Annotated in this window: 11 protein-coding genes; all 11 read right to left on the bottom strand. The window is 43.9% G+C overall.

Annotated features, from left to right (window positions below; translation table 11 throughout):
• Positions 1 to 1,482 carry an MFS transporter gene (locus tag ACXAGV_RS16430; RefSeq protein ID WP_474874167.1) on the bottom strand — a complete coding sequence of 494 codons (1,482 nt, stop codon included), beginning with the start codon at positions 1,480 to 1,482 and terminating at the stop codon, positions 1 to 3.
• Positions 1,483 to 1,520: 38 nt separating this feature from the next.
• Positions 1,521 to 3,431: a glycoside hydrolase family 13 protein gene (locus tag ACXAGV_RS16435; RefSeq protein ID WP_474874168.1), complete on the bottom strand. Its 1,911-nt coding sequence runs from the start codon at positions 3,429 to 3,431 to the stop codon at positions 1,521 to 1,523.
• A gap of 176 nt (positions 3,432 to 3,607) precedes the next feature.
• Complete coding sequence (locus ACXAGV_RS16440; RefSeq protein WP_474874169.1) at positions 3,608 to 5,560, bottom strand: alpha-amylase family protein; 1,953 nt, start codon at positions 5,558 to 5,560, stop codon at positions 3,608 to 3,610.
• Between the two features lie 122 nt (positions 5,561 to 5,682).
• On the bottom strand, positions 5,683 to 6,579 hold the full coding sequence (locus ACXAGV_RS16445) for a PEP-CTERM/exosortase system-associated acyltransferase (RefSeq protein WP_474874170.1): 897 nt from the start codon (positions 6,577 to 6,579) through the stop codon (positions 5,683 to 5,685).
• Positions 6,580 to 6,695: 116 nt separating this feature from the next.
• On the bottom strand, positions 6,696 to 7,205 hold the full coding sequence (locus ACXAGV_RS16450) for an RNA methyltransferase (RefSeq protein ID WP_474874171.1): 510 nt from the start codon (positions 7,203 to 7,205) through the stop codon (positions 6,696 to 6,698).
• Positions 7,206 to 7,882: 677 nt separating this feature from the next.
• Positions 7,883 to 8,734: a patatin-like phospholipase family protein gene (locus ACXAGV_RS16455; protein WP_474874172.1), complete on the bottom strand. Its 852-nt coding sequence runs from the start codon at positions 8,732 to 8,734 to the stop codon at positions 7,883 to 7,885.
• 167 nt (positions 8,735 to 8,901) lie between these two features.
• On the bottom strand, positions 8,902 to 13,233 hold the full coding sequence (locus ACXAGV_RS16460; RefSeq protein WP_474874173.1) for an alpha-1,6-glucosidase domain-containing protein: 4,332 nt from the start codon (positions 13,231 to 13,233) through the stop codon (positions 8,902 to 8,904).
• 83 nt (positions 13,234 to 13,316) lie between these two features.
• Positions 13,317 to 16,367, bottom strand: coding sequence for a TonB-dependent receptor (locus ACXAGV_RS16465; protein WP_474874174.1), 3,051 nt, complete (start codon positions 16,365 to 16,367; stop codon positions 13,317 to 13,319).
• Positions 16,368 to 16,642: 275 nt separating this feature from the next.
• Entirely contained in the window at positions 16,643 to 18,139 is a 1,497-nt protein-coding gene (locus tag ACXAGV_RS16470; protein ID WP_474874175.1) for a tryptophan halogenase family protein, read from the bottom strand.
• 9 nt (positions 18,140 to 18,148) lie between these two features.
• Positions 18,149 to 19,636, bottom strand: a complete 1,488-nt coding sequence (locus ACXAGV_RS16475) for a tryptophan halogenase family protein (RefSeq protein WP_474874238.1) — start codon at positions 19,634 to 19,636, stop codon at positions 18,149 to 18,151.
• A 168-nt stretch (positions 19,637 to 19,804) separates the two neighbouring features.
• Complete coding sequence (locus ACXAGV_RS16480) at positions 19,805 to 22,672, bottom strand: TonB-dependent receptor (protein WP_474874176.1); 2,868 nt, start codon at positions 22,670 to 22,672, stop codon at positions 19,805 to 19,807.
• Positions 22,673 to 22,769 lie beyond the last annotated feature (97 nt).

The raw sequence follows: 22,769 nt of genomic DNA on the forward strand, positions 1-22,769 counted from the left end.
TTAAGCTCCCTGCGCTTCTTCAATTTCTTGCTTATCGGCCTCGTGCACGAAGAAAACTGAAACCGCACCAATTAACATAGAAACTCCGGCAACAACGATAATGTACTTTGCGTCGTTGTCGAAAACAGAACTTAGAATCCAGCCAGCAGTTAGACCCGACACAATTTGAGGGGCGGCAACGGTAAAATTGAAGATACCCATATAAACACCCGTTTTATTTGCAGGTAACGCACCGGCTAACATAGCGTAAGGCATAGCAAGAATAGCAGCCCACGCAATACCTACGCCTACCATTGGAATGAGTAATTTTACCGCGCCCAAGGGCACGGTTACTTCAGTAATAAGCAAGTTTACATTGATCATCGTTAAATCTTGGAATAACAAGAAGCTTACGTAACTCAAGCCACCTAACGCTAAAGATGATGCGTAAACCGTTTTGCGACCAAACTTGTCAGCAAGTTTTGCCAAGAAGATAGAAAAAATAGCAGCAAATACCGAATACGCAGCAAATAGAATCCCTACCCAATCACCAGCAGCTCCCTTGGCCATGATGATGGTTTCAGGCACCATAGGCGCAGCAGCAATATAAGCTGGGTCAAACCACTGCTTATCTACATTCCATATATGCTGCGTAATAGCTGGCGTTGTGTAAACCCACATAATAAAAAGCGCAAACCAAGAGAAAAACTGAACAACAGCAAGTTGTTTCATCGTCTTTGGCATATCTTTTACTAAAACGAAAAATTCACCTAAGCGCTGACCAAGCGGTGCTTTAGGCGCTGTTTCAGCTGTAGGCTGCTCTTCGGTAAGCCCTTTATAGCGGTTGTATTCGTCAGGTGAGTATTCCTTGGTACGAACTACCGTCCAAATGACAGTACCAAGCAGTACTGTAGCGCCAATGTAAAATGCCCAAACAACAGATGGCGCAACCTCTCCCATTTGAGCTGTATTTTCTAGGCCTACCACATTGGTTAGAACGAACGGCAGTATTGAGCCAATTACTGCGCCGATATTGATAAGAAGCGACTGAATTGAATAACCCACGTTGCGTTGTGACGCAGGCACCATGTCTGATACTAACGAGCGAAATGGCTGAAAACACACATTAAACGAGGCGTCCATCAGCGCAACCATTAAAGCTCCCATAAGCATAGGTGCTAAGAAGGCAACGAAGATCGGAGCATTAGGTAACAAAATCATGCCTATCACTGCAGCTAGTGCACCAGCAAGTATAAACGGCCGACGGCGACCTAATCGATTCCACGTTCTATCAGATGCTGAGCCAACAATTGGCTGAACGATTAACCCCATTATTGGCGCTACAAGCCAAAATAATGATAGCGAGTGAAGGTCAGCCCCTAAGTCTGAAAGGATCCGGCTTACGTTTGCGTTTTGCAGTGCAAAACCGAATTGAACACCTAGAAAGCCAAAGCTGACGTTCCATATTTGCCAGAAAGAAAGGCGTGGTTGAGTTGCTTGCATATTTTGCTCTATTTATTGTTTTACTGTAATTAAAACGGTTACTGCACAATGAATACATTAGCCGACATTGCAGGAAGACTTAAGGTTTCAGAGGCGTTAAATGTTTGACCATCGCTTACCCGTGTTAACGATGTATCACTTCCCAATACCTCCGCGTATTTTGCTAAAGGCAACTCTACCGAGTTTTTATTAAGGATAACCATAAGCTTCTGGTCTGAAGTATCAGCTGTATCGTCGGCTACACGAAAATACGTGTAAACACCGTCAACAGGAGCATAGTGCTTAAGGTCGCCTTTGAATAGCTGAGGGTGAGATTGACGTAAGGCTAATAAGGTTTTTATACGCGCTTGAGCCCAAAGTTCGTCATCAGAAAGGCCTTTACCGATAAACGCATTTTTATCGCTATCCGATGGCCACCCGCCAGGAAAGTCAGAACGGATGATACCGTGATCTTCCGTCCCGTCGTTGCCCATTAAAATCTCAGTTCCATAGAATACTTGCGGTATACCTCGAGTAGTTAAAAACAACGTCATTGCCATATTCCATTTGGCCTTGTCGTTGTTTAATTGGGTGAAAATTCTGCTCATATCGTGGTTATCCGGAAAGATAACCAGGTTATTTGGATCACCATACAAGAAATCGGTGGCTAATGTCTCATAAACTGAAGTAAACCCAGAGTTCCAGCTTTCATCGCTATTAAGCGCCTTAACAACCGCAGCCTGAAGAGGAAAGTCCATTACAGATGGCAAAGCACTGTCGTAATCGTCGTGGCGTTTGCTACCTGCTTGCCAATAAGCCGTAATGGCAGGATTTACCGACCACTCTTCCCCAACAATATTAAAGTTAGGATATTCCTTCATAATACGGTTGGTCCACTGACTTAAAAACCCTTTGTCAGGGTAGGAATAAGTATCTACTCGTATGCCACTCAGATTTGCGGTTTCCACCCACCAAATGGCATTTTGAATCAAATAATTTGCCAAATGTGGGTTGCGCTGATTGAGATCTGGCATGGTTGGTACAAACCAACCGTCGCTAAACCCTTTGATATCGCTCGCTATGGCGTGAGGATCGTGAAGCGATTCACGCTTGTGGGTAGTGCCGACAAACTGACCGTTGTTGTTAATCCAATCAGAAGACGGCGTATCCTCCATCCATACATGCTCGCTACCGATATGATTAAGCACCATATCCATAATAACGCCAATGCCGTTTTCGTTGGCTTTTTTACTTAGTTCTATAAAAGCGTCATTAGAACCAAAGCGCGGGTCTATATTGTAATAGTCGGTGGTAGAGTAGCCATGGTAACTGTACTTTTCCATTGCATTTTCAAGCATGGGCATGGTCCATATTTGGGTGAAGCCCAATTCTTTTATATAGTCGAGATTATTAGCAATGCCCTCGATATCACCACCGTGGCGCCCACCTTTAAAAGTCCTGTCTACCTGATCCTGATACCCATCAATATTGTCGTTTTCCAAACTGCCATTGGCGAATCGGTCGGGAGCGATCAGATAGATGGCGTCTTCAGGACCAAAGCCTTCTCTTGTCATCGAGCCACTAACACGTTTTTCCAATGAGTAGTGAATGTTACGGGAACTACCGTCTTCATCTTTCAACGTTAGAACTAATTCTTGTGGACTAGCGTCAGTTAGGTCTAGCGTTACAAAAAGGTAGTTCTCGCTATCAAGCGCCTTGCTTTGATTTATTGTCACATTACCTTTGGTAACTGAAACCATATCATCAGCAACGCCCTTGCCCTTTATCATCAGTTCTACTTCAGCGTGTTCCATACCCGCCCACCAATTGGGCGGATAAACGTTAAGGTTATCTTCTTGTGAAGAAAAAGCAGAAAATGCAGGTAATAGCGTAGCAGCGCTAACTACAAGTGAGAGCCTGACATTACGCGATGGAAAAATAGAATTGGTTGCGCGGTTGCGATTAAACATATAGACACCAATGTTAAAAAGACGTTAAGTGCAAGATAATACCGAGATACTACATTGCATAGGCTTACTGACCAATGCTCTGCATACGTATTCACGAGACACCATGCCAATACTCATGGCATCTCGTTTAAATAAAGCCTTTGGTATTAGATTACTTTAATAGCGCTAAACACTACCTAGAAAGCAAACACTTTCGTCTCTAGACCGCCAAGAGATAACGAGGCTTTGTAGTTAACATTTTCCTTTTCTAAGCTGATGCTCTCATGTGAGAGGAGCGGCTCAAGGGAAACAGTTTCGCTATCTGAGCCTAGCACCATAGAAGGTATAGTAAATTCCATTGCTTCTACGGGTTCATCACTAAAGTTAGAAATGACCACAAACCCATGCTCATCTTTCATACGAGCGAAGGTAAATTGTCGCTCTGAGTAAGTTGAATTCTCGACGCCAAGGTTTAGTGCATGAAGACTTTGATATTCTCCTTTAATAGCAGGGTTACTCGCTACTATAGACATTACGCGTTTGTAAAAGTTATGAAGTTCCTTTTCGCTCTCTGTCGATTGACCGCCATCAAACTTGCCATTGTTCATAAACCGCTGATGCGCTGGAACGCCAACATAGTCGAAGATAGACGTACGAGTAGGGTCACCGAATCCTGTTTCTTCGCTTCCATCCTCACCCACATCTTGACCAAAATAAAGCAGCGTTGGTGAACTGCTTATAAGCGCACTTACAGCAAGCGCTGGCTTGCCTTTTTCAGCGCTACCAGCAAAATCAGGGCTAGAAATACGCTGCTCGTCATGGTTTTCTAGGAAGTGCAGCATGTGTGGTGCAATATCACTAATCTCTTGATGAACATTTACTAAGTCGCTAACGTTCCCCTTTCCCTGCATAATTGCTTTTAACGTATCGTAAAAGCCTACCTTGTCGTATAAATAGTCCATCTTGCCTTTATGCAGGTAATCACGATATTTGTCTGGCTGGTATACCTCTGCCAGTAAGAATGCATCAGGTGCTTTTTGCTTAATACTGCTGTTAAGAAAAGACCAGAACTCTACCGGCACCATTTCAGCCATATCAAAACGAAATCCATCGACGCCTTTATCAATCCAATAGTGAGCAATATCTCTGAACTTGTACCACGAGTCAGGAAGATCTTTACCTTGCCAAAACGCGGTGTGTTCTTCGATAGATTTTTGACTGTATTCGTCTGGTAGCATAGGAAAGTCATAGGTACCGTCTGGCTTTACGCCATAATTCACCTTTACCGTTTCATACCAGTCGTTAATATCTGGCTGCGCTGCTCTTGCCCCATTGCCGGTCCATTTAGCTGGGAACTCATCGAACTTACCATCTGACAATGGGTGTGCTTCACCACCTAGAACTTCGTAGTTGTCTGCGGTCGGCACTTTAAACGCTTGACCAACGACATAATAGAAGTTGTTATCTCGGGCGTACTCTACTGACGTGTCATCGTTTGCGCCAAAATCGCTTGTACCTTCTGGCGCTGAAAGCGAATGATAATCACGGGCAACGTGGTTAGGAACAATGTCGATGATAACTTTCATCCCCGCAGCATGAGTTCTTTCAATTAGAGCTTCGAATTCTTCTAGGCGCTTTTGTGGGTTGTCAGCTAGGTCAGGATTAACATTGTAGTAATCTTTAACAGCGTATGGTGAGCCTGCGCGGCCTTTCACTACGTCAGGGTCGTCATTCGATATACCGAAGTCGGTATAATCATTGATAACCGCATGATGCGGCACACCGGTATACCAAATATGGCTGGTACCTAAAGCCTTGATGGCTTCTAGGGCTTTAGGGGTAAAGTCGCTAAATTTACCTACGCCATTTTGCTCTATAGTACCCCATGGCTGATTACGCTCTTTTGTATTGCCAAATAGACGTGTAAAAACTTGATAAACGACGGGCTTGCCTTGTCTCTCCACCGTGTCATTTAACGCTGAAGCTTTATCCATTTGAGTAGATGCTTCTGAATTCGCATCTTCATTCACAGGGTGATGATTATTCACTGGAGATGATGGCCCTGAGCACGCTGACAAACCAACTGAAAGCATAGCAATAAACAAGGGTTTTAGACAAAAACGAAGTTGGAGGTTTGGCATATTAATCATTGTGATAAACGTAAATTATGCCGACAGGATACGCGTTAACTGGATGTTAAAAAACATGCATACGTATTCAAACTAAAAAAAGCCGCCATTATAGGCGGCTTTGTATTTGTAATGACGGACCGTTACGCTGCTCGGGCTACACGAAGCGGTTTTTGTTTATGATGAGTAGCTGGCGAGGCTAAATCGTCTATGGACTCTAGCGCACTATGCAGTTGTGTATGAATTCTTTTGTGAAATCCTTTGAGCGGTTTTGCCAAGTCTTCGAGCAAAACTTGGGGAGATAATCTGTAGGGCATACGATTTCCATTAAAATTTACCGCTTCTCCTACTGGATTAAAGTGGATACCAAAAGCTTTCATTCTCCTGGCTAATTTGGGCTCCATTAATACATATGCGTGTTTCACATTTAAGTGTTGGCAGATACTTGTTGCCATCAAATAAAGCGCTATAGAAAGGTACGGAAAGTGTTCGATATTAAAAGTCGTGTTCTTTTTTTGCTTTATTTTTTCGAGCTTTTCCAATGGCAGAATTTTAGAACGCATTTGGCGAACTCTGAACTCTCTTGGGATTGCTAAACGTGAAATTTCGCAAACACTGGAAGGGTTGCAGTTAGAAGGAAGCAATCGCTCGTCTTCAAATGCATCCGCGCATTTTTCTTCTACAGGCAAAGACAGGCCTGCTTCAGTAGGCAAAACTAAACGTATAGTACCCGCGCACTCTCCGGTTGGAAGATGCTTAATATAACAATTTATTGCGCGATCGTCGTATTGGTCTTTTTCAAGTGCAGAAGCATTTTTTTGCTCGAATTTCATCTCTTCGCAGTACACTTTGTGACGCGTTTTATAGCTTACTTGTTTCTCAGTTTCTTCGTTGGCTATAACAAGTTCGTAACGACTAAAAAAGAAGCTTGATATACTCTCTTCAAGTGACAAGCGACGTGGAAATACTTTTAGCAGTTGTCGAGGTAACTTATTTAACTTGTTCGTTACAGCACTATTTAGCGCACGAGCAGCGCTCATTGTTGTTGTCTTCAACGCAAAAGTCCCCTAATTTTAATTTATTGTTAGGCTTGTGGGTAACTTCCTGTTCGCAGCAATAGCCAATGGTGTATTGTTTTAAGGTAATAGTTAGAACGTTATTTTATTTTGGTTTTATTATTCGTATCTCTGCTTTGTCTGATAAGTGCATCCCCGCTTACAAAATCTGACTTAGACAGACGGTCATACAGCAACACGTTGGCTGTTGCCGCTAAATTCATGCATGAATAAGTAGGTACATAAACAACGTGGTCACACCAAGATAATATATCCTCGCCCACGCTTCCGTCCTCGGGGCCTAGGATATAGAACGCATTTTCTGGATGTTCAAACATTGGTAAAGGCGTAGCACCTTCAACTAACTCCACCGCAACTATAGTTGCGCCCTCTGGCACTATGTCCCTCAAATTATCTACGCCAACAGTCGGTATAACTTTATGGAATGCTTTCGTATCAGCATTAAAATCCTTGGCGAAACGATAACGCTGGCCAGTGTAAAATACACTTGCTACACCATAGCACCCAGCGGCTCTCAAAATAGAAGCAACGTTCACTGGGTTTTTCGGATTCACTAACCCGATTGAAGTTTTCTGAGTTTCTAATCGCACGTTTAATTTGGCTTATTTATTTATAATTCGATACTGCCACGTCTTTCAGCATGCTTCTATGCATAAACCCAAAAAGTAGCCATAAGTATTAAGCTTCATACACAATTGTAATAACGCAATATTAGGTTGCTATTATTAATGGCGGGGTTTTTGGTACAGCTAACGCCAATTATTAGGGCTAAAAAGTATTGTTTTTATGATATTTCTAAGAACATGTGCTTAGATGCAAACGCGCATTACAAATCATCTGTTTTTACGACTTGGAACGCCCTTGTGTATGAAAGCATATAACTTTACCTGATCTTATTCAGCAAAATACAGACCAATTCCATGAAAATTTTGCAAGTTAAGTGCAAATTTTACACGGTAATTATAAGAATTTGACTAAAGTTTACTAATATCAATAGTTTATACAAATGGCGAATGAAGCATTTATACTTGCTGTTGTAATAGTAGAATGTCTTATGTTTTCTTAAAGATAATCGAATAACGAAAGCAAGCGGGGCACTGACTCAAAAAGAGATGAGCCGCGAAAATTGTGTAGCCAATTTGAAACACCGTAAACCATTGATATATTGAGTTTTAAACTCTTAAAACAAAAAAGCTTGGATAAATCCAAGCCTTAAAGTGACACTGTTGCTTAATCACTACATGTGTAGCGAGTTGTCATGATAGGTTCACGCCGATTTTTGATTTGCGGTCGAATAAATAGCTTTTATGTAGCGTCTTGCCATACGTCGACCCTGACCATAGCCCCTTAATAACTTTATCTTATCCATAGTAAGGCGTTTTACACAGAAAGCTTCGTCTGGCGCAATTACTCTAACGGTGCAGTCGCCAGGTGGGTTATTTAAGAAATCGAGGGTTTCATTGTAAATGGCTGCACGCTGAAGCATTTTTTCTAAGATAGCAGGCTGGTTTCCATACATCTTCTGCATTAACCAGGTTGACTTTACTTCCGGCTTGGTGAATCCAAGTGGTTGAGAAAGTATTACGGTAATATCTCGTGCGCCCATATTGTAAGCTTTAATGGCTGGTATTGCATCGGCAACGCCGCCATCAAGATAGCGCGTACCGTTTATCATTATTTCATCTCGATATGCGGTGGGTAACGCACAAGAAGCTACCATCAAGTCATCGACGTTATCCTTGGTGGCCTGTATATATTCACACTCACCTGACTCGGCATTTGTTACCCCTACGTACAAAGGCATGCTGCTTTTTTCGCCAGGGGCGGGAATATTCATTGACTTCTTTGAGTGGTGCCATAACCAATGAACATCTGTCATGTGCCCTCCCTTTATAAATCGAAGGGGGCTAAAAAATTCGCGCTTTGTTGCATATTGGGTAATTATTGTCTTGCTAAAGCCATGCATTTTAGAGACGTAAGTCGATAAATTTGTCGCCCCAGCGGAAACCCCCAACGTGAAATCAAAGGGGTAATAATCTTGCTCCATGAATTTGTCTAGTACGCCAGCGGCAAATATTCCGCGCATCGCGCCACCTTCAACAACTAATGCACTTTTCATCCGCCCTCTCCTTGTTAACACGTTGACAATTATCTGGTATGACCACTTTCAATTACCGCTATCCTACAGGATTATCAATAGATGTGCCAAAAAGAAAAAACCGCGAACAAAGTCGCGGCTTTTAAACTGTTAACACTTAGATGTTAACTGAACTTTCTGATGAGTATTTATTTCACCGTTACAGTTAACATGGGCGCATTACCATCGGGGCCGGCAACCTTAAACTCATACAAACCAGATTCAGCTATTTCAATCATAAGGTTGTTATTGCTTGCTCCAAGTATTTTAGGCTCGCCAGGCGTGACAACGTTACTCGCGGCATCATTAGGATTACCCAGGTTTACCGTCGACCAATCTTCAGAGGCAACTTTGAACTCGATGCTGCCTGCGCTTAACTCAATGTTAGCTGTGTAGACACCTTCTCCTTGATATTCAAACATATCTACCGCTCCCCATCCGTTCATGCCACCACGGATGTAGACTTGAGTGTCACCCCAAAACGCTTCTTTGAACACACCTATTGTCGGTGCATCCGTGTCAGTTACATTAAACACAAAGACATAGCGGTCGGCCGTTTCAATGTTTAGAACAAGGTTGTCGTTAGAGGCAGCCAACCCAAGCGTTTGACCTGGCGCTAAGTTGCGATCGGCATCGTCGGCGGACAAAGCACCAAAGTTCACGGTACTCCAATCTTCAGAAGCCACTTTAAACTCGTAAGTGCCAGGCTCAATATCACGAGCGAAGGTATAGATTCGGCTACCTTGGTAAGTGAATTCCTCGTCTGTCCCCCAACCGTTCATTGCACCACGAAGAAACACAGACGTTCCAACATAGGGCTCTTCGTTTTCAACCATCAGAATAGGCGCTTCGTTGTCCGATGCGTCAATGGTAAACAAGTATGTTGCACTGATATCAGGGGTAAACGACAAGTTAGTGTTAGTACGCGCTAGTACTTTCTCTTCACCTGCGATCACCAACCCTTCTTCACCATCGGCAGCACCAAAGTTCACGGTGCTCCAATCTTCAGAGGCAAACTTGAACCCGTAAGTTACACCGCCTTCAAGTGCAGCTGTAGCCGTATATACACCGTCACCCTGATAGATAAACGCATCATTAGTTGACCAGCCGTTCATGTCTCCGCGAAGGTAAGCAGTGGTATCGCCGTAAGGCACAACGTCAGGTGCACCAGACGTGGCAAACGCTGATAGACCATAACCTTGAGCGCCAGACTGTGGCTTAACAAACACGGCAATAGTAAGTGCAGGTACAGTAAAGGTACCGTTACCGTCTTCACCCTCAACAAAAGTAGCACCACGTACCGCTGCATCAACTGAGTTCATTTGTGTAGCGTGAAGGGAAAAGCCCGTTGCCGTGTTTACTGTGATAGATTTCTCTTCGTAACCCGTGTTAACGAGTACCATCACCGCATCATTCATCATATCTAAGTCTTGACGAGGTACTTCGCTGTTAGCTGATACACCATCGTCGATACTCATAGCGATAAGACCACGCTGTTGGCGTGCGCCGATATTGTGAAACCCAATACGGTCGATAATCTCTTCTGCAGTGGTTAACCTAAACAATGGGCTCGTCATTCGAATGTTGAGCAATTCTGCAAACACATCAGAGGCAAACATAATATCAGCCATAGACGCTGCTCGATTCGGGTTATAAATGAACTCCCCCATTTCTTCCCAACGGGCTTCATTGTCTTGTGCTAACGGTAAACCCACATTCCAGTTATTACTCTCGTACGTGAAATCTACATAGTTAAACCAATCACCCGAGTCGTAGGTGTTTCGGTCCATTGATTTAGAGCGAAGCATGTCGCCGCCCATCTGTAGAAATGGAATACCCTGAGACACTAGGTTTATACCCATAGCCACGTTTTGTGCGCGAACCCGCTGCTCTAGGGTTATATCTTGTGGAAGCGTATAGTTCAATTGGTCCCACAGTGTTTCATTATCGTGCTTTGAAACGTAGTTAATGACATCAGCAGGGTCTTCCGCATAGCCACCTAAGTTACTGGTTGCGCCTGCACTCCCCGAAGAGGTTTCCAATACATAATCTTTAAGCGTACCAATCATGCCCATTTTTACACGGTCTTGTGCACTTAACAGCCCATCATCTTCGGGTCTAAATATAGCGCCTTGACGAATAGCTTCACGAATGCGATCGTTATAAGTACCAATTTCAGTACCGGCCATATTGAGTTGGCTGGCTTGCTCGTAACCGCGGTCTATTTTGGTCCAACCCTCGCCATAAAAGTAGTTGTCTTCATCAATAGCTTGAACAGCATCACGAAGGCGTACCATGGTATCCTTGGTCGCTTGGCTCATGATGTCAAAACGGAACGAGTCATATTTATAGTGTTCAGCCCACATTAGCAACGAGTCTTCCATGAATTTTTCCATCATGATGTTACGTGGCTCTGTGTCATCGCAGCAGGTTTCGCGTACTATCGCCCCAGTGTCCACTTCATAACGGTGGTAATATCCTGGTACAGCTTTATCTAGAACAGACTTGCTGAAAACACCAGATGCATTGGTATGGTTATAAACCACATCAAGTGCAACACGCAGGCCCATTTCATGAAGCGCTTGGATCATAGCGCGCATTTCTACAATACGCTCAACACCTTCTGCACTCGACGCATAGCTACCTTCAGGCGCATTAAAGTGATGCGGATCGTACCCCCAGTTAAACGTATCCAGATTGCGTAAGTCATTAGTCAACTGCTGAGCTTTTCCCGCTTGGGATAACGGGTCATATGAGTTGTAAACGTCGATTAGCAAGGTATTCGCGTTTTCTTCTTCACACACTGCCGCGCTGCTATTTAGGCGACAAAGTTTGCCCACTGTATCGTATAAATCTATGGTTTTTGTTGGATCCTCATCGATAGTTGCAATGTCATTTGTTGGAAGTATATGGAAGTAGGTAAGCCCTGCTTCTACCAACTTTTTAAGGTGCTCAACCGGTGCCGTGCCCTCTTCAGTAAAGGCAAGGTATTTCCCACGATTTTCTTCAGATGTAGACATATCGCGTACGCTAAAATCACGTATGTGACCTTCATAAATAACCGCGTCTTCATAATTTTCTACCGTAGGAATGGTGTGAGTATCCCAACCTTCTGGTTTTAAATCATCATCTGCTAGGTTTACAAAGCGAGAGAAACGGCCGTTGGTGCTTAGCGACACAGAGTATGGGTCTGTTACAAGCAGCGTTTCTACGTTACCTGTAATAGGGTGATATACCGTAACCTCATAGCGATAAAGCTGACGGTCTAGCGACATATCGCCTTCAAAACGCCATACGCCTGACGCGTCATCACGCAGCATATCTATACGCTGACTCAACGTTTTATCATCGTTATAAAGCAAAAGGTCGACATTTGAAGCGGTAGGCGCCCACAGTGCAGCGTTAATACCTGCGTCTGTGTAAATGCCACCTAGCTGTGCTTCGTCAGCATCGTCGTCACCCATGGTGTAAAGCGCATCAATTGCGTTTGCCAATTGAATACCGGTCGCTGCTACAAGGGAACCATCAGCATCATATCCACCAACGACAGCTTGTGTGGTCAATACACTTTTAGCATCTTCTACCGACCAGTCCCCTTCCCATGCCTGCATAGAAGATAAATGGGGTGCGCGAGCAGATTGCTCTTCGGTAAGTGTTGTACCTATTAGCGCTATTTCAGTACCATTGATACCCTCTTCCAAGGTGCTCTCTAAAACAGCCTGCGCTGAATAGTGAAGCTTTACCTCTGAAACCGTTTCAGGTACGTCCCATAAAATAGTGTTGGCGTCTAACCAGTGTGCACCAAAGCCTTCTATATCAACCGGCTGTGGACCAAGGGACATAATTGGAAATTCAAAGATCGTTGGCTCACCAGAAAGGGTAAAATTCATGCGTACAAAGGTTTCGTCGTCTTGAACAAGTGAGCCTTGGAAATCACCTCCCCCCATTTCTTTACCGGCGTCATCGGTACCTTTGTGTATGATAAAGTTATGACAGCTTCCGTAATCGTCTTTAAGGTCTAAGATCCAGTACGCACCATAGTTAGCATCGATGCCGCTATGAATACGACCGTTCGCCCAATCCGTGTCTGCGTCAGCATAAGCGTCACACTGGTCATTGTTCCAAGTATGTAACCTCCAACCTTCGTAGGCAGTGTCGTTACTTGAGTTATCCGCATCCACTGCAGCGCGGTTATAGTAAAGCACAGCTTGATTAGATGACGGTGTAAATACAGGAGCAGGGAGACTTGGGTCGGCACCCGCTTCACAGGCATCATTTGCTTCGTTAGGAACAAGCGGTGCATCACATTGAATAGGTGGTGGTGGCTCACACGCCGTACCTGTTGAATTAGGTACATTTGGAACCTCACAGGTAAGCAGATCGTTTGTACCCGACTCAACGCCAGAGCCTCCGCATCCTGCAAGTGTATAAGCGCCTACTAAAAGTAACGCTGCGCGCACTACTCTCTTTTTAGTAAACATAGAATTCTCCTGAATAATTTTGCTATTTTTAGCTACCGAATGTTTATGCGGGTCGCCAAATAAATGACCTAAGATGTTGTTTTTCATAGTTGGTAGGTCATTCCTAGGTAATATTGGGTGCCAAAGTACTGAATAGTGCCGGTTTGCTCTTCTGAGGCGAAATAGCTCTTAGTTGGCTCGTCGGTTAAGTTATTAACCTGAATCAGTAGGCTCCAGTTGTCGTTAATTTCGTATGATGCTTGGTAATCAATAACCAATTCATCGTCGAAGTTAACCACTTGATCGTTTACCGCTACCTGTTGCGAAACGAAAGCATCCCGATAGCGACTAGACAGGCGGGTTTCAAAACCTTCGTATTCCCAGAAAACCGTTAGCGTCGCTACGTTCTCAGAAAGACCAGGTAAATTTGCAGCGTAAACGCCATCGCCGAGAGTGCGCTGGATTTCGCTTTCCGTATAAGAGTAGCTAGCGCTGACACCTAACCCTGACCATAACCCAGGTAACATGCTATATATTTGCGTGTATGCGACTTCTAAGCCTCGAATGTAACCACCTTCTGCGTTATTAACCGCCGTGCTATAGCTACCATTTTCTGTAGGCACTGTCACAAAGATAGGGTCGCCGTTTTCATCCCGTGCTAGCTCGGCTTCTTGCCCAGTAAATTCTGGGGTTAAGTAGACTGGTACGCTAACGTTGTCAGGTATGACTATACCGTTTGCTTCAAAATCATAGGGCTCTATTTCAATGTCTTCTACAAACGACTCAATGTCCTTGTAGAAACCAGCGATAACCAAAGCACCTTCTGTATCAGAGAAGTAATATTCCCATGACACATCGTACTGTGTAGCGTAAAACGGTTCTAAGTACGGGCTATTACGGGCGTTACCACTGACCCTTGCGGTAGGGTTTGAAAGGGTAATTTCACCTGAATCTCTATCTTGAAAAGCGGTGACCGTTTCAATAGTCGTAGACGCATTCGCAGCAAAACGGTTGATTGGTGCTCTCCCCATAACCTTTGCAGCTGCCACTCGAAGTTGAGTATCATCAGTAAGTTTAAAGTTCAGGTTAATAGACGGCAGTACATCCGAATACTCGTGGCTGATTAACGCTGGACGATAAAAATTATTAATAAGCCCTACATCATCAACGATGTTTTGCGCACCTGCGGTTGGGTCGCTTACTTCAACCGACGTCCCCGTTTCTAAGTCTTGAATCAACTGGGTTGCACGCTGCAGTGTAGTTGAGCTTTGTTTACTTTTGACGTAGCGAACACCGATATTACCTGTAACAGGAATATTGCCAATTTCGGTATTTATGTTTGCCATTAAATAAGCTGAATTAACGGTTTCAAATACGTCACCACTTTCCTGTAGTGTCCACGCTGTTGCTGGGCCTGTTCCCGGGCCATTAACAACACCAGCTGCTCCCGGGCCCCATGTTTGAACAGGCTGAGGTCTACCGCCAGGGAACCAGGCATTGAGCGCACTGTTTAAATCAACCGATAAATAGCTAGGGAAATAGCCAAAGTCACCGCTCCAGTCAACTGTTTCAACCATGTCTGATGTTAGGCGAAGCGGAGGTTCACTGACTGAAAAGGCACTGTCATTACCGTATTCAAAGACAGAGCGATTGTTGTTGTACTCACGGTCTGAATAACGATAGCCAAATTCAAAACCAGAAATGATGGGTACGTCGACGTAATACTGGAAGTCGACACGGTATGCATCTAGCTCATCTTTATTTTCAAACGGATAAATACCATATTTACTCACCATGACTCGGTCTAAATCAGTAAAGGCATCAGTTTGGTTAAAGCCAATATCAGGAAGGTTTAACCCATTGAGTAAATAAGATATTTGTACGTTTTCATCAAACACTGGGTTTGCCGCTGTCGCATCTTCTCCTACAAGGGACCATAACAAACCATTTCTAAAGTCACTTTCGGCACTTGAGCGAGATACGTCAAACTGAACTGAAAAATCTGGTGATATTTCCCAGCTGGCATTGACACCTAAGTTAGTAACACTGTCGAAATCTTGATTGTCGTCGTTAACCAGTTCAACACGAGTAAAGCTATTGTCTGTGCGTGAAAAAGTACCTCCGATGACATTGTTATTCGCCACCACTGGATTGGTGATGCCAGCGTTAATGCCACCTAGCTTAACGCGAAACCCCCGAGCGAAAGCTTCAGAATCAAATTTAGAAATAAACGCATCAGCTTTTAGTGTAAACGTATCAATAGGCGCCCATTCAAACGCCGCAACGTAGCCATCGCGCGTTTCTTCACCGCCCTTGTGCTGCATCTCAAAACCTTCTGAAATGAGCTCACAGTTTGGACACTCTGCCGGGCCATCAGTATCCCCTTCCAAGCCATCAACATCTACCTGACCGTTATAAGCTAAACCGATGAACTGCGTAGAAACACTTGGCTGGAATAGACGTGCATAACCCAATGATACACCTAGGGTATCGTCTAGAAATTTACCTTGATAAGAAAAGCTCAGTCTATGACCGTATTCTGTAGCATCGCTTATTTCGGATGCTCTATCGTTATACATACCACGCATGTTAGCGCTAAATTTATGCTGCTCGTCAATGGCCAGTGGTGATGCTGTTTTTAGTTCTACCGTACCCGCAATACCGCCTTCAATTAGCGATGCCTTGGGAGATTTATAAACCGCTGCCTCGCTAATAAGCTCAGACGGATATTGGTCAAATTCAATAGCGCGACTTCCGCTGGTAGATACCTGCTCCCTACCGTTTAACGTAGAAAAAACAAAGTCGCCTGATAAACCGCGAATATTGATTTGTGCTGCTTGTCCGCCTGTACGCACTGCGGAAATACCTGGCAAGCGGGTCAAAGCATCTGCCATAGATACGTCGGGAAGCCCGCCAAGGTCATCTGCAGATATTTGCTCAGAAACTGTGTCAGAGAAACGTTTTTGATTTAGTGATTGAATTAAGCTGGTACTAAAACCACGTACTTCGATACGCTCTAAGGTATCTTCTTGCGGTCGTTCAACTTCATCTACGGGTGTGTCTGGTGACTCTTGAGCATAGAGTGGCAGCGCGCTAAACGCGACCCCACTACTGATCAAAGCCGCCATGATGGTGCTGGGTTTGAATGTTTTCATTGGTGTCCCATCCTTGTTTATTATCGACATTTTTAGGAATACCACACCCAAAAATGTCTCTTATGGTTCAACACCAAATACTACTGGTTTGTATAAAAAGGGAGCAATGCTATGCATACGTATTCATTTACATCTATTAAACATTTATGAAACAAATGGTGAAAGTTATTGTTTTTTATCGCATTTAAGTGGAGAGATTCGAGAGATTAGTGTGGTTACTTATGAGGAATTATACCAACCTTAAAAGTTATTCCTGACTTTCAAGGTTGCCACTTTTAGCTTTGTTGCGTTTTTAGCACGACATCATGTTGTTTAAAGTTCAAAGCACAACCCTGTACAAAACGTTCGATGTTTTGCTCTTTGTATAAGTCGCCTCGACCGGGTTGATTCTGTGCCAGCGGTGGAAAAGCACCATAACCCGCGAATAAACAATGCCATGATACCGAATCCCAGTGCATTCCTATATTTTGACGCTTAATCTCATTGGCGAGATCTTCACGTTGAAACCATGTATTAATAATTGATTTAAGTGAGTCTGACAGCACCATGTTATTTCTGTTTGCGCGCCAATAATCACTATCGTCACGGGTATTAAGTTTATAGTGCGCGACAATGTAGTCTCTCACTCTGTCGAAACGCGCTTTGGCAAACGCATTATAAGCGGCTCTCTCGGTGTTAGAGAAACCACCCTTTTCAAACATATCTGTGAAGTACTCAATGCAAATCTGCACAAGGTGAAGCGCCGTTGCTTCAAGCGGCTCTATAAACCCTTGAGATAGCCCTAAAGCCAAACAGTTGTTCTGCCAGTGCTGCTCAACTTGCCCTACTTTCATTTTAAGGTGTCTGGCTTCAATATCGCTGTTTTCAAGACCTAGGTGATGTCGCAATTCTTCTTCGGCCTTATCCTTCGATAAATGAGCAGCACTGTAAACGTAGCCATTACCTGTGCGGCTTTGTAACGGTATTGTCCAACACCAACCGTTAGAAAGTGCTGTAGACTGAGTTTCTACTTGAATATTCTCTTGTGCATGTGTGGGTAAAACTACTGCAGAATCGTTGAATAAGTTTTCAGAATAAGACTTAAATTTTACACCTAAAGCCTGCTGCAATAAGGTTGAAGAAAAGCCTGTACAGTCAACGAAAAAATCTCCTTCAATACTGCCTTTATCCGTTACGAGATGGCTAATATCGCCGCTAGGATGTAGCGCCACATCACTAATAATGCCACTAACGTGATTAACGCCTTGTCCAACCGCCACATCGTGCAGATAGTTGCCTAGCAACGCGCTGTCGAAGTGATAACCGTATTCCATTCTAAATGGAAAGTTTTCCGGAGTAAGCGGCGCTTTGTTTTGCTTTGCCAACACGCCATTTATCAAAAAGTCTTCAGGGCTAACGTGCGTATCAAGCCCTAATCTACGAGTCCGACAATTGACCTCAAAAGCACGTTGAGTAAAGGTATCAGTTTGAGAAATAAATGGATGCCGATATTGTTTTACACCGGACCCCGGACTCCAATCATTAAACTTAATGCTTGTCTTATACGTTGCATTGCACTTAGGCATCCAGTCGCTTTCGGCTATGCTGAGTTCCTCAAAGAAACGTTTAAGTGTGGGTGTAGATCCCTCCCCCACACCTATGATGCCAATCTCAGGAGACTCAACAAGGGTTACCTTAACCTTGTCCGATGACCATTTATGCGCAAAGTAATTTGCTGCCATCCAGCCGGCGGTGCCGCCCCCGGCTATAACGATATGGGTTGGTTTATTCATAGTTCGATTCTAACCACAGAACTGCTTTAAGAAGTCATCGTGAGTTGCAATTTTTCCGATAGGTTCGTTCTTAATGCGTTTAATGTTTTGCATCAACTCTTGCAACTTTTGTTCAGACAATGCATTGGCAAGTGGATGGTAGTCTTTCTGCATCACCCCTTGTCCCATCAGTACTTGCAGCCATGAGCTTTCAAGGAATAAATCATTTTGCTCTCTGAACAAATTTCCTGACTCTCTAAATAGCTCTATTTTATGGGTTAAACTGTCTGGTACATCCATTTCTCGTAAGTCTTTCCAAAAATGCGAGTCAGTTCTTTCATTGACGTGATAGTGCAAAATAATGAAATCACGTATTTGTTCATATTCAAGCTGAGACTGCTTGTTGTACTCATCTATCTGATATTGCTTAAACCCTTCGTGTGGGAATAAGTGAATTAACCTAACTACTGCAGACTGAATGAGATGAATACTGGTTGACTCAAGGGGCTCCAAAAATCCACTAGAAAGCCCTACAGCCACTACATTTTTATTCCATTGCTTACGTCTTCGCCCTGTTTTAAAGCGAATAAAATTAGGATCGGCAAGTGGTTTGGTATCTAAGTTACTTGATAGTATGTCTAGTGCTTGCTCGTCAGAAAAATAATTACTGCTGTATACTAAGCCATTACCATTGCGGTGCTGAAGCGGAATACGCCATTGCCAACCTGCAGAGTGCGCAATCGAACGAGTATAAGGACGGGTATGTTCGTGGCGCTCTGAAGGCATAGCCACTGCCCGGTCGCAAGGTAACCAATGCGACCAATCCTCGTAGCCGGTATTCAGTGTTTGCTGCGTAAGTAGCCCTTTAAACCCTGAACAGTCAATAAACAAGTCGCCTTCGATATGAGCACCGTCTTTAAGCGTCACCCCGGTAATAAAGCCGCTGTCTGCATCCTGTTTAACATCAGTAATAATGCCTTCTTTGCGAGTAACGCCCATCGCCTCACATTTTTTACGAAGGAATCGAGCATACAGCGACGCATCAAAATGATAGGCATACGGCATTTCTATAATTGGGTCGGGAGATTTGATATGGGCAAATTTACCCGCTTTACAGGCAAGGTAGTTTAGATCGTATTCCCATATCGAGTCAGATAGCCCTAACTCTTGAGCGCGTTTGAAATAATGATGAAAATGACAAAAAGCGTAGCTTTTACCCGGGGCGCCAAAAGTGTGGAAATAGCTTTCCCCTTCTACCCGCCAGTTTTCAAACTTAATCGCCAGTTTCATGGTGGCGTTTGTTTCGCGTAAGAACTCTTTCTCATCTATTCCTAAAACATTATTTAGTGTGATAATAGGTGGAATAGTTGCTTCGCCAACACCGACGGTACCGATCTCTTCAGACTCAACTAAGGTTACGTTTACGCCCGCACTGATAAGACGCTTAATTACCGCTGCTGAAATCCAACCTGCCGTGCCACCACCTACAATAACTACATTTTTTACCGCTTTGTTCATCATATTTCTGCCGTCAGCATTTTTTTGTGCCCACATTACTATCATCTCTAAATATCATGACATCTAGTGCTATACAACAAAAAGCCCCAATACATTACGTGAATTGGGGCTTGTTTAATGTTACTCGTTTAAGCGCTCGCATATAACAAGCGCTGTTTCAACAACCACTTAGAACGTGTAGTTGAAACCAAGTAGGAAGTTACGTCCGTAGCTCTGGTACTCAGTAATTTGACGACTGTCACCTGGGTTAACACGAACAGTAGGCTCGTCAGTCAGGTTCTGGCCTTGAAGCGTAACGCGAAGCCCTTCAAGATATTCAATGCCAGACTCACTGAAGTCGTAGCCAATCTGTGCGTCTATCTGCTTAACACCGTTATCTTCAATAGGTGCTAGAGAAAGGCTGACTGCACGGGTCTCAGTAGCAAACGCATCACGTTTAGTTCCAGATACACGAATTTCAAAACCATTGCTTTCATAGAAGGCGGTTAGTGAGTAGGTCTCTTCAGATAAACCTGGTACCGCTTCACCATTCTCTAATTCACCGTCAAGGAAGGTCGCACTAGCGAATACACCAAATCCTTCAAGTGAATCGTGGATCATGTCAAACGGTAGACTACCCTGCAGCTCCCAGCCACGTACAAACCCTTCAAGTCCATCTTCACGGAAGCTTACAATTCCGTTAAACGTACCTGGTGGTACGATATCGTTTTCATCAAGTACCTCATCACCATTGATGTCAGTTTCACCAGACGTCTCGTGGAAACCTTCAATGTAAGATTCACTAAAATCGCCAACAGTTTGTCCAGCTACGTGCCAGTTAGTCAGATCTTTATAGAAGAAGCTAGCGGCGAAGTAACCTGAGTCCGCGAAGTAATTTTCGTAAGCAATATCGAACTGGTTTGCTTCAAGCGGTCTAAGACGTGCATTACCCGCGCTTGCAGACCATGGGCCATTAGCAACATTTGTTGAAATAATTTGCTGGTCGTTAAAAGTAAAGCTTACTGTGTTGTTCGGGCGCATATCATCCATACGAGGACGGCTAATCACTTTCCCTAAAGCTGTACGAATAAACTGGTTCTCAGCAATTTCGAAGCTCAGGTTCAATGTAGGCAATACATCAGTGTAAGAGTCGCCATCCGATACTGGAGTAACCGCAGTAAATCCTGTTGGACCAGTAGTGGTGTTAAAACCAGTACCTACTTGGTCAACATTAACTACCTGTAGTCCAAGATTACCAAATACCAGTACATCACCAATTTCCGTTTCAATGTCTAATTTTGCATATGCGGTTAGAATATCTTCAGAGATGGTGTATGAGTCACCGAAGCGGCCATTTTCAAATAGTTCTGCTTCTGTCTCTATATAATAACCGCTTCTATATAGACCTAAGCCATCGTAAGCAATAACGCCATCAATACCAATGTGGCTTAAATCCGCTGTACCAATAGGGTTTGGAACCAGTTCTTGGTTTGGCCATTGCGGCGACGTTAGATAGGCACCGTTATTGTCTTTAGACTTTTCGCGCTCTTGATAGTTAACACCGGCTGTCAACTGAGTAAAAATGCCCCATTCAACAAAACCTTCAAGGTCAAGGCGAACAGCATCTAGTGTCTCTTCAAAAATAGGCTCGTTAACGAAACCGTCCTGCGCTGTATTTGGGCCAAAGCCATCTACGTTTCTGAAGCGCTCTACTGGAGTTAGTGCCCCACCCCAAGCCTGCGGTCCAGCTAGATAGATAGAGTTAGGATCTGTTAAATCGACACCGTCTAAAGTAGGGTGGTCACTGTATACTGCACCAGTAGATGTCATTGTCCATGCGCGTGGAGTAAGCGGGCGACCGTCAATTCCAGCACGACCAACACCTGAGTAACTTTCGATATCAGTGATAGTTTTGTCCACTTCACCCATAGATACGTCTAACGTTGCTGTCCAGTTGTCATTGATAATGTACTCAACATTTAGACCAAAGGTAGTAAGTTCAGCTTCTTGTTGACGAGCATCGTTTCGAATTACAGATAAGAAACCATCATAGTAACCAGAAGTTACTAGACCATCTTCAACACCAGTGATTGTGTAAGCACCTGTGCCCCACTCTGCGCCACCTTCTTCAACACCACGGCGTGCATCATTTTCTTCAAAATCAATGTAAAGGGCATCGAACTGAATCTTTAAATTATCTGTGGGTGCATATTCAATTACACCAGCAACTGATGTACGTTCTAACATAGCTGAACGCGTAAATGAATCATGACCACCAAGGATTACTGTCCCTTCAGGAACTTCAACACCTTCGGCTGCTTTTTCAGAATTAGCATCTGCATAACCCCAACCACGGAAGTACTGTTCTTGACGGGGTGATTCCATATCTGCGATAACTAACGCCACACCAAGCTTGTCGTCTGCGAACTGATCTACGTAGTTAAAAGACAGGCGATGACCTTCATTATCAAAATCAGGGTTACCCGCTTCCTCCTGGTTAGCCTCATACGTACCGTTGAATGTTACCGTTTTTTGCGCGCTTAGTGGACTGACAGTTTGAATATCAACAGTACCACCAATGCCCTGAGTCATTAGGCCGGCTTCAGGAGTTTTATAAACTAAGATATTTGAAACAATTTCCGTAGGGTAAAGGTCAAATTCCACACCACGGTTATCGCCCATACCTAATAGCTCGCGACCGTTCAGTGTAGTACCCACATAGTTTTCGTTGAAACCACGAACAGAGATACCGCTAGTACGACCGTTACGGCGTTCACCAGCTAGACCAGGAAGACGAGCGATTGACTCAGCAATACTTGTGTCTGGAAGCTTACCTATGTCTTCAGCAGATAACGCTTCTACAATTGACGTGTTATCCATTTTGATTGCTTGTGCACGCTGCAGACTGCCACGAATACCGCTTACTTGAATAACTTCAAGACTGGCTTCATCAACAGCATCGGTATCTGCTTCTTGCGCAAGTGCCGGCGCACTACCAAACGCCATACCGCCAGAGATAAGCGCAGCTTTTATTAAGTTGGGTTTAAATTGTTTCATAAAACGGGTGTCCCATACAGTTATAGTTGTTGTCTTTTTGTTGTTCTTATGACAAATAAATGACAATACATCTCACGGGGACAATGCTATAGACGAG

Source organism: Alteromonas sp. ABH4_453 (genome assembly GCF_056160665.1).

Bases quoted from the DNA above. Each gene is read 5' to 3' on its own strand.
- ACXAGV_RS16475 (WP_474874238.1), bottom strand. From the start codon at position 19,636: ATGAACAAAGCGGTAAAAAATGTAGTTATTGTAGGTGGTGGCACGGCA.
- ACXAGV_RS16460 (WP_474874173.1), bottom strand. From the start codon at position 13,233: ATGTTTACTAAAAAGAGAGTAGTGCGCGCAGCGTTACTTTTAGTAGGC.
- ACXAGV_RS16430 (WP_474874167.1), bottom strand. From the start codon at position 1,482: ATGCAAGCAACTCAACCACGCCTTTCTTTCTGGCAAATATGGAACGTC.
- ACXAGV_RS16445 (WP_474874170.1), bottom strand. From the start codon at position 6,579: ATGAGCGCTGCTCGTGCGCTAAATAGTGCTGTAACGAACAAGTTAAAT.
- ACXAGV_RS16440 (WP_474874169.1), bottom strand. From the start codon at position 5,560: ATGATTAATATGCCAAACCTCCAACTTCGTTTTTGTCTAAAACCCTTG.
- ACXAGV_RS16435 (WP_474874168.1), bottom strand. From the start codon at position 3,431: ATGTTTAATCGCAACCGCGCAACCAATTCTATTTTTCCATCGCGTAAT.
- ACXAGV_RS16455 (WP_474874172.1), bottom strand. From the start codon at position 8,734: ATGAAAAGTGCATTAGTTGTTGAAGGTGGCGCGATGCGCGGAATATTT.
- ACXAGV_RS16465 (WP_474874174.1), bottom strand. From the start codon at position 16,367: ATGAAAACATTCAAACCCAGCACCATCATGGCGGCTTTGATCAGTAGT.
- ACXAGV_RS16470 (WP_474874175.1), bottom strand. From the start codon at position 18,139: ATGAATAAACCAACCCATATCGTTATAGCCGGGGGCGGCACCGCCGGC.
- ACXAGV_RS16480 (WP_474874176.1), bottom strand. From the start codon at position 22,672: ATGAAACAATTTAAACCCAACTTAATAAAAGCTGCGCTTATCTCTGGC.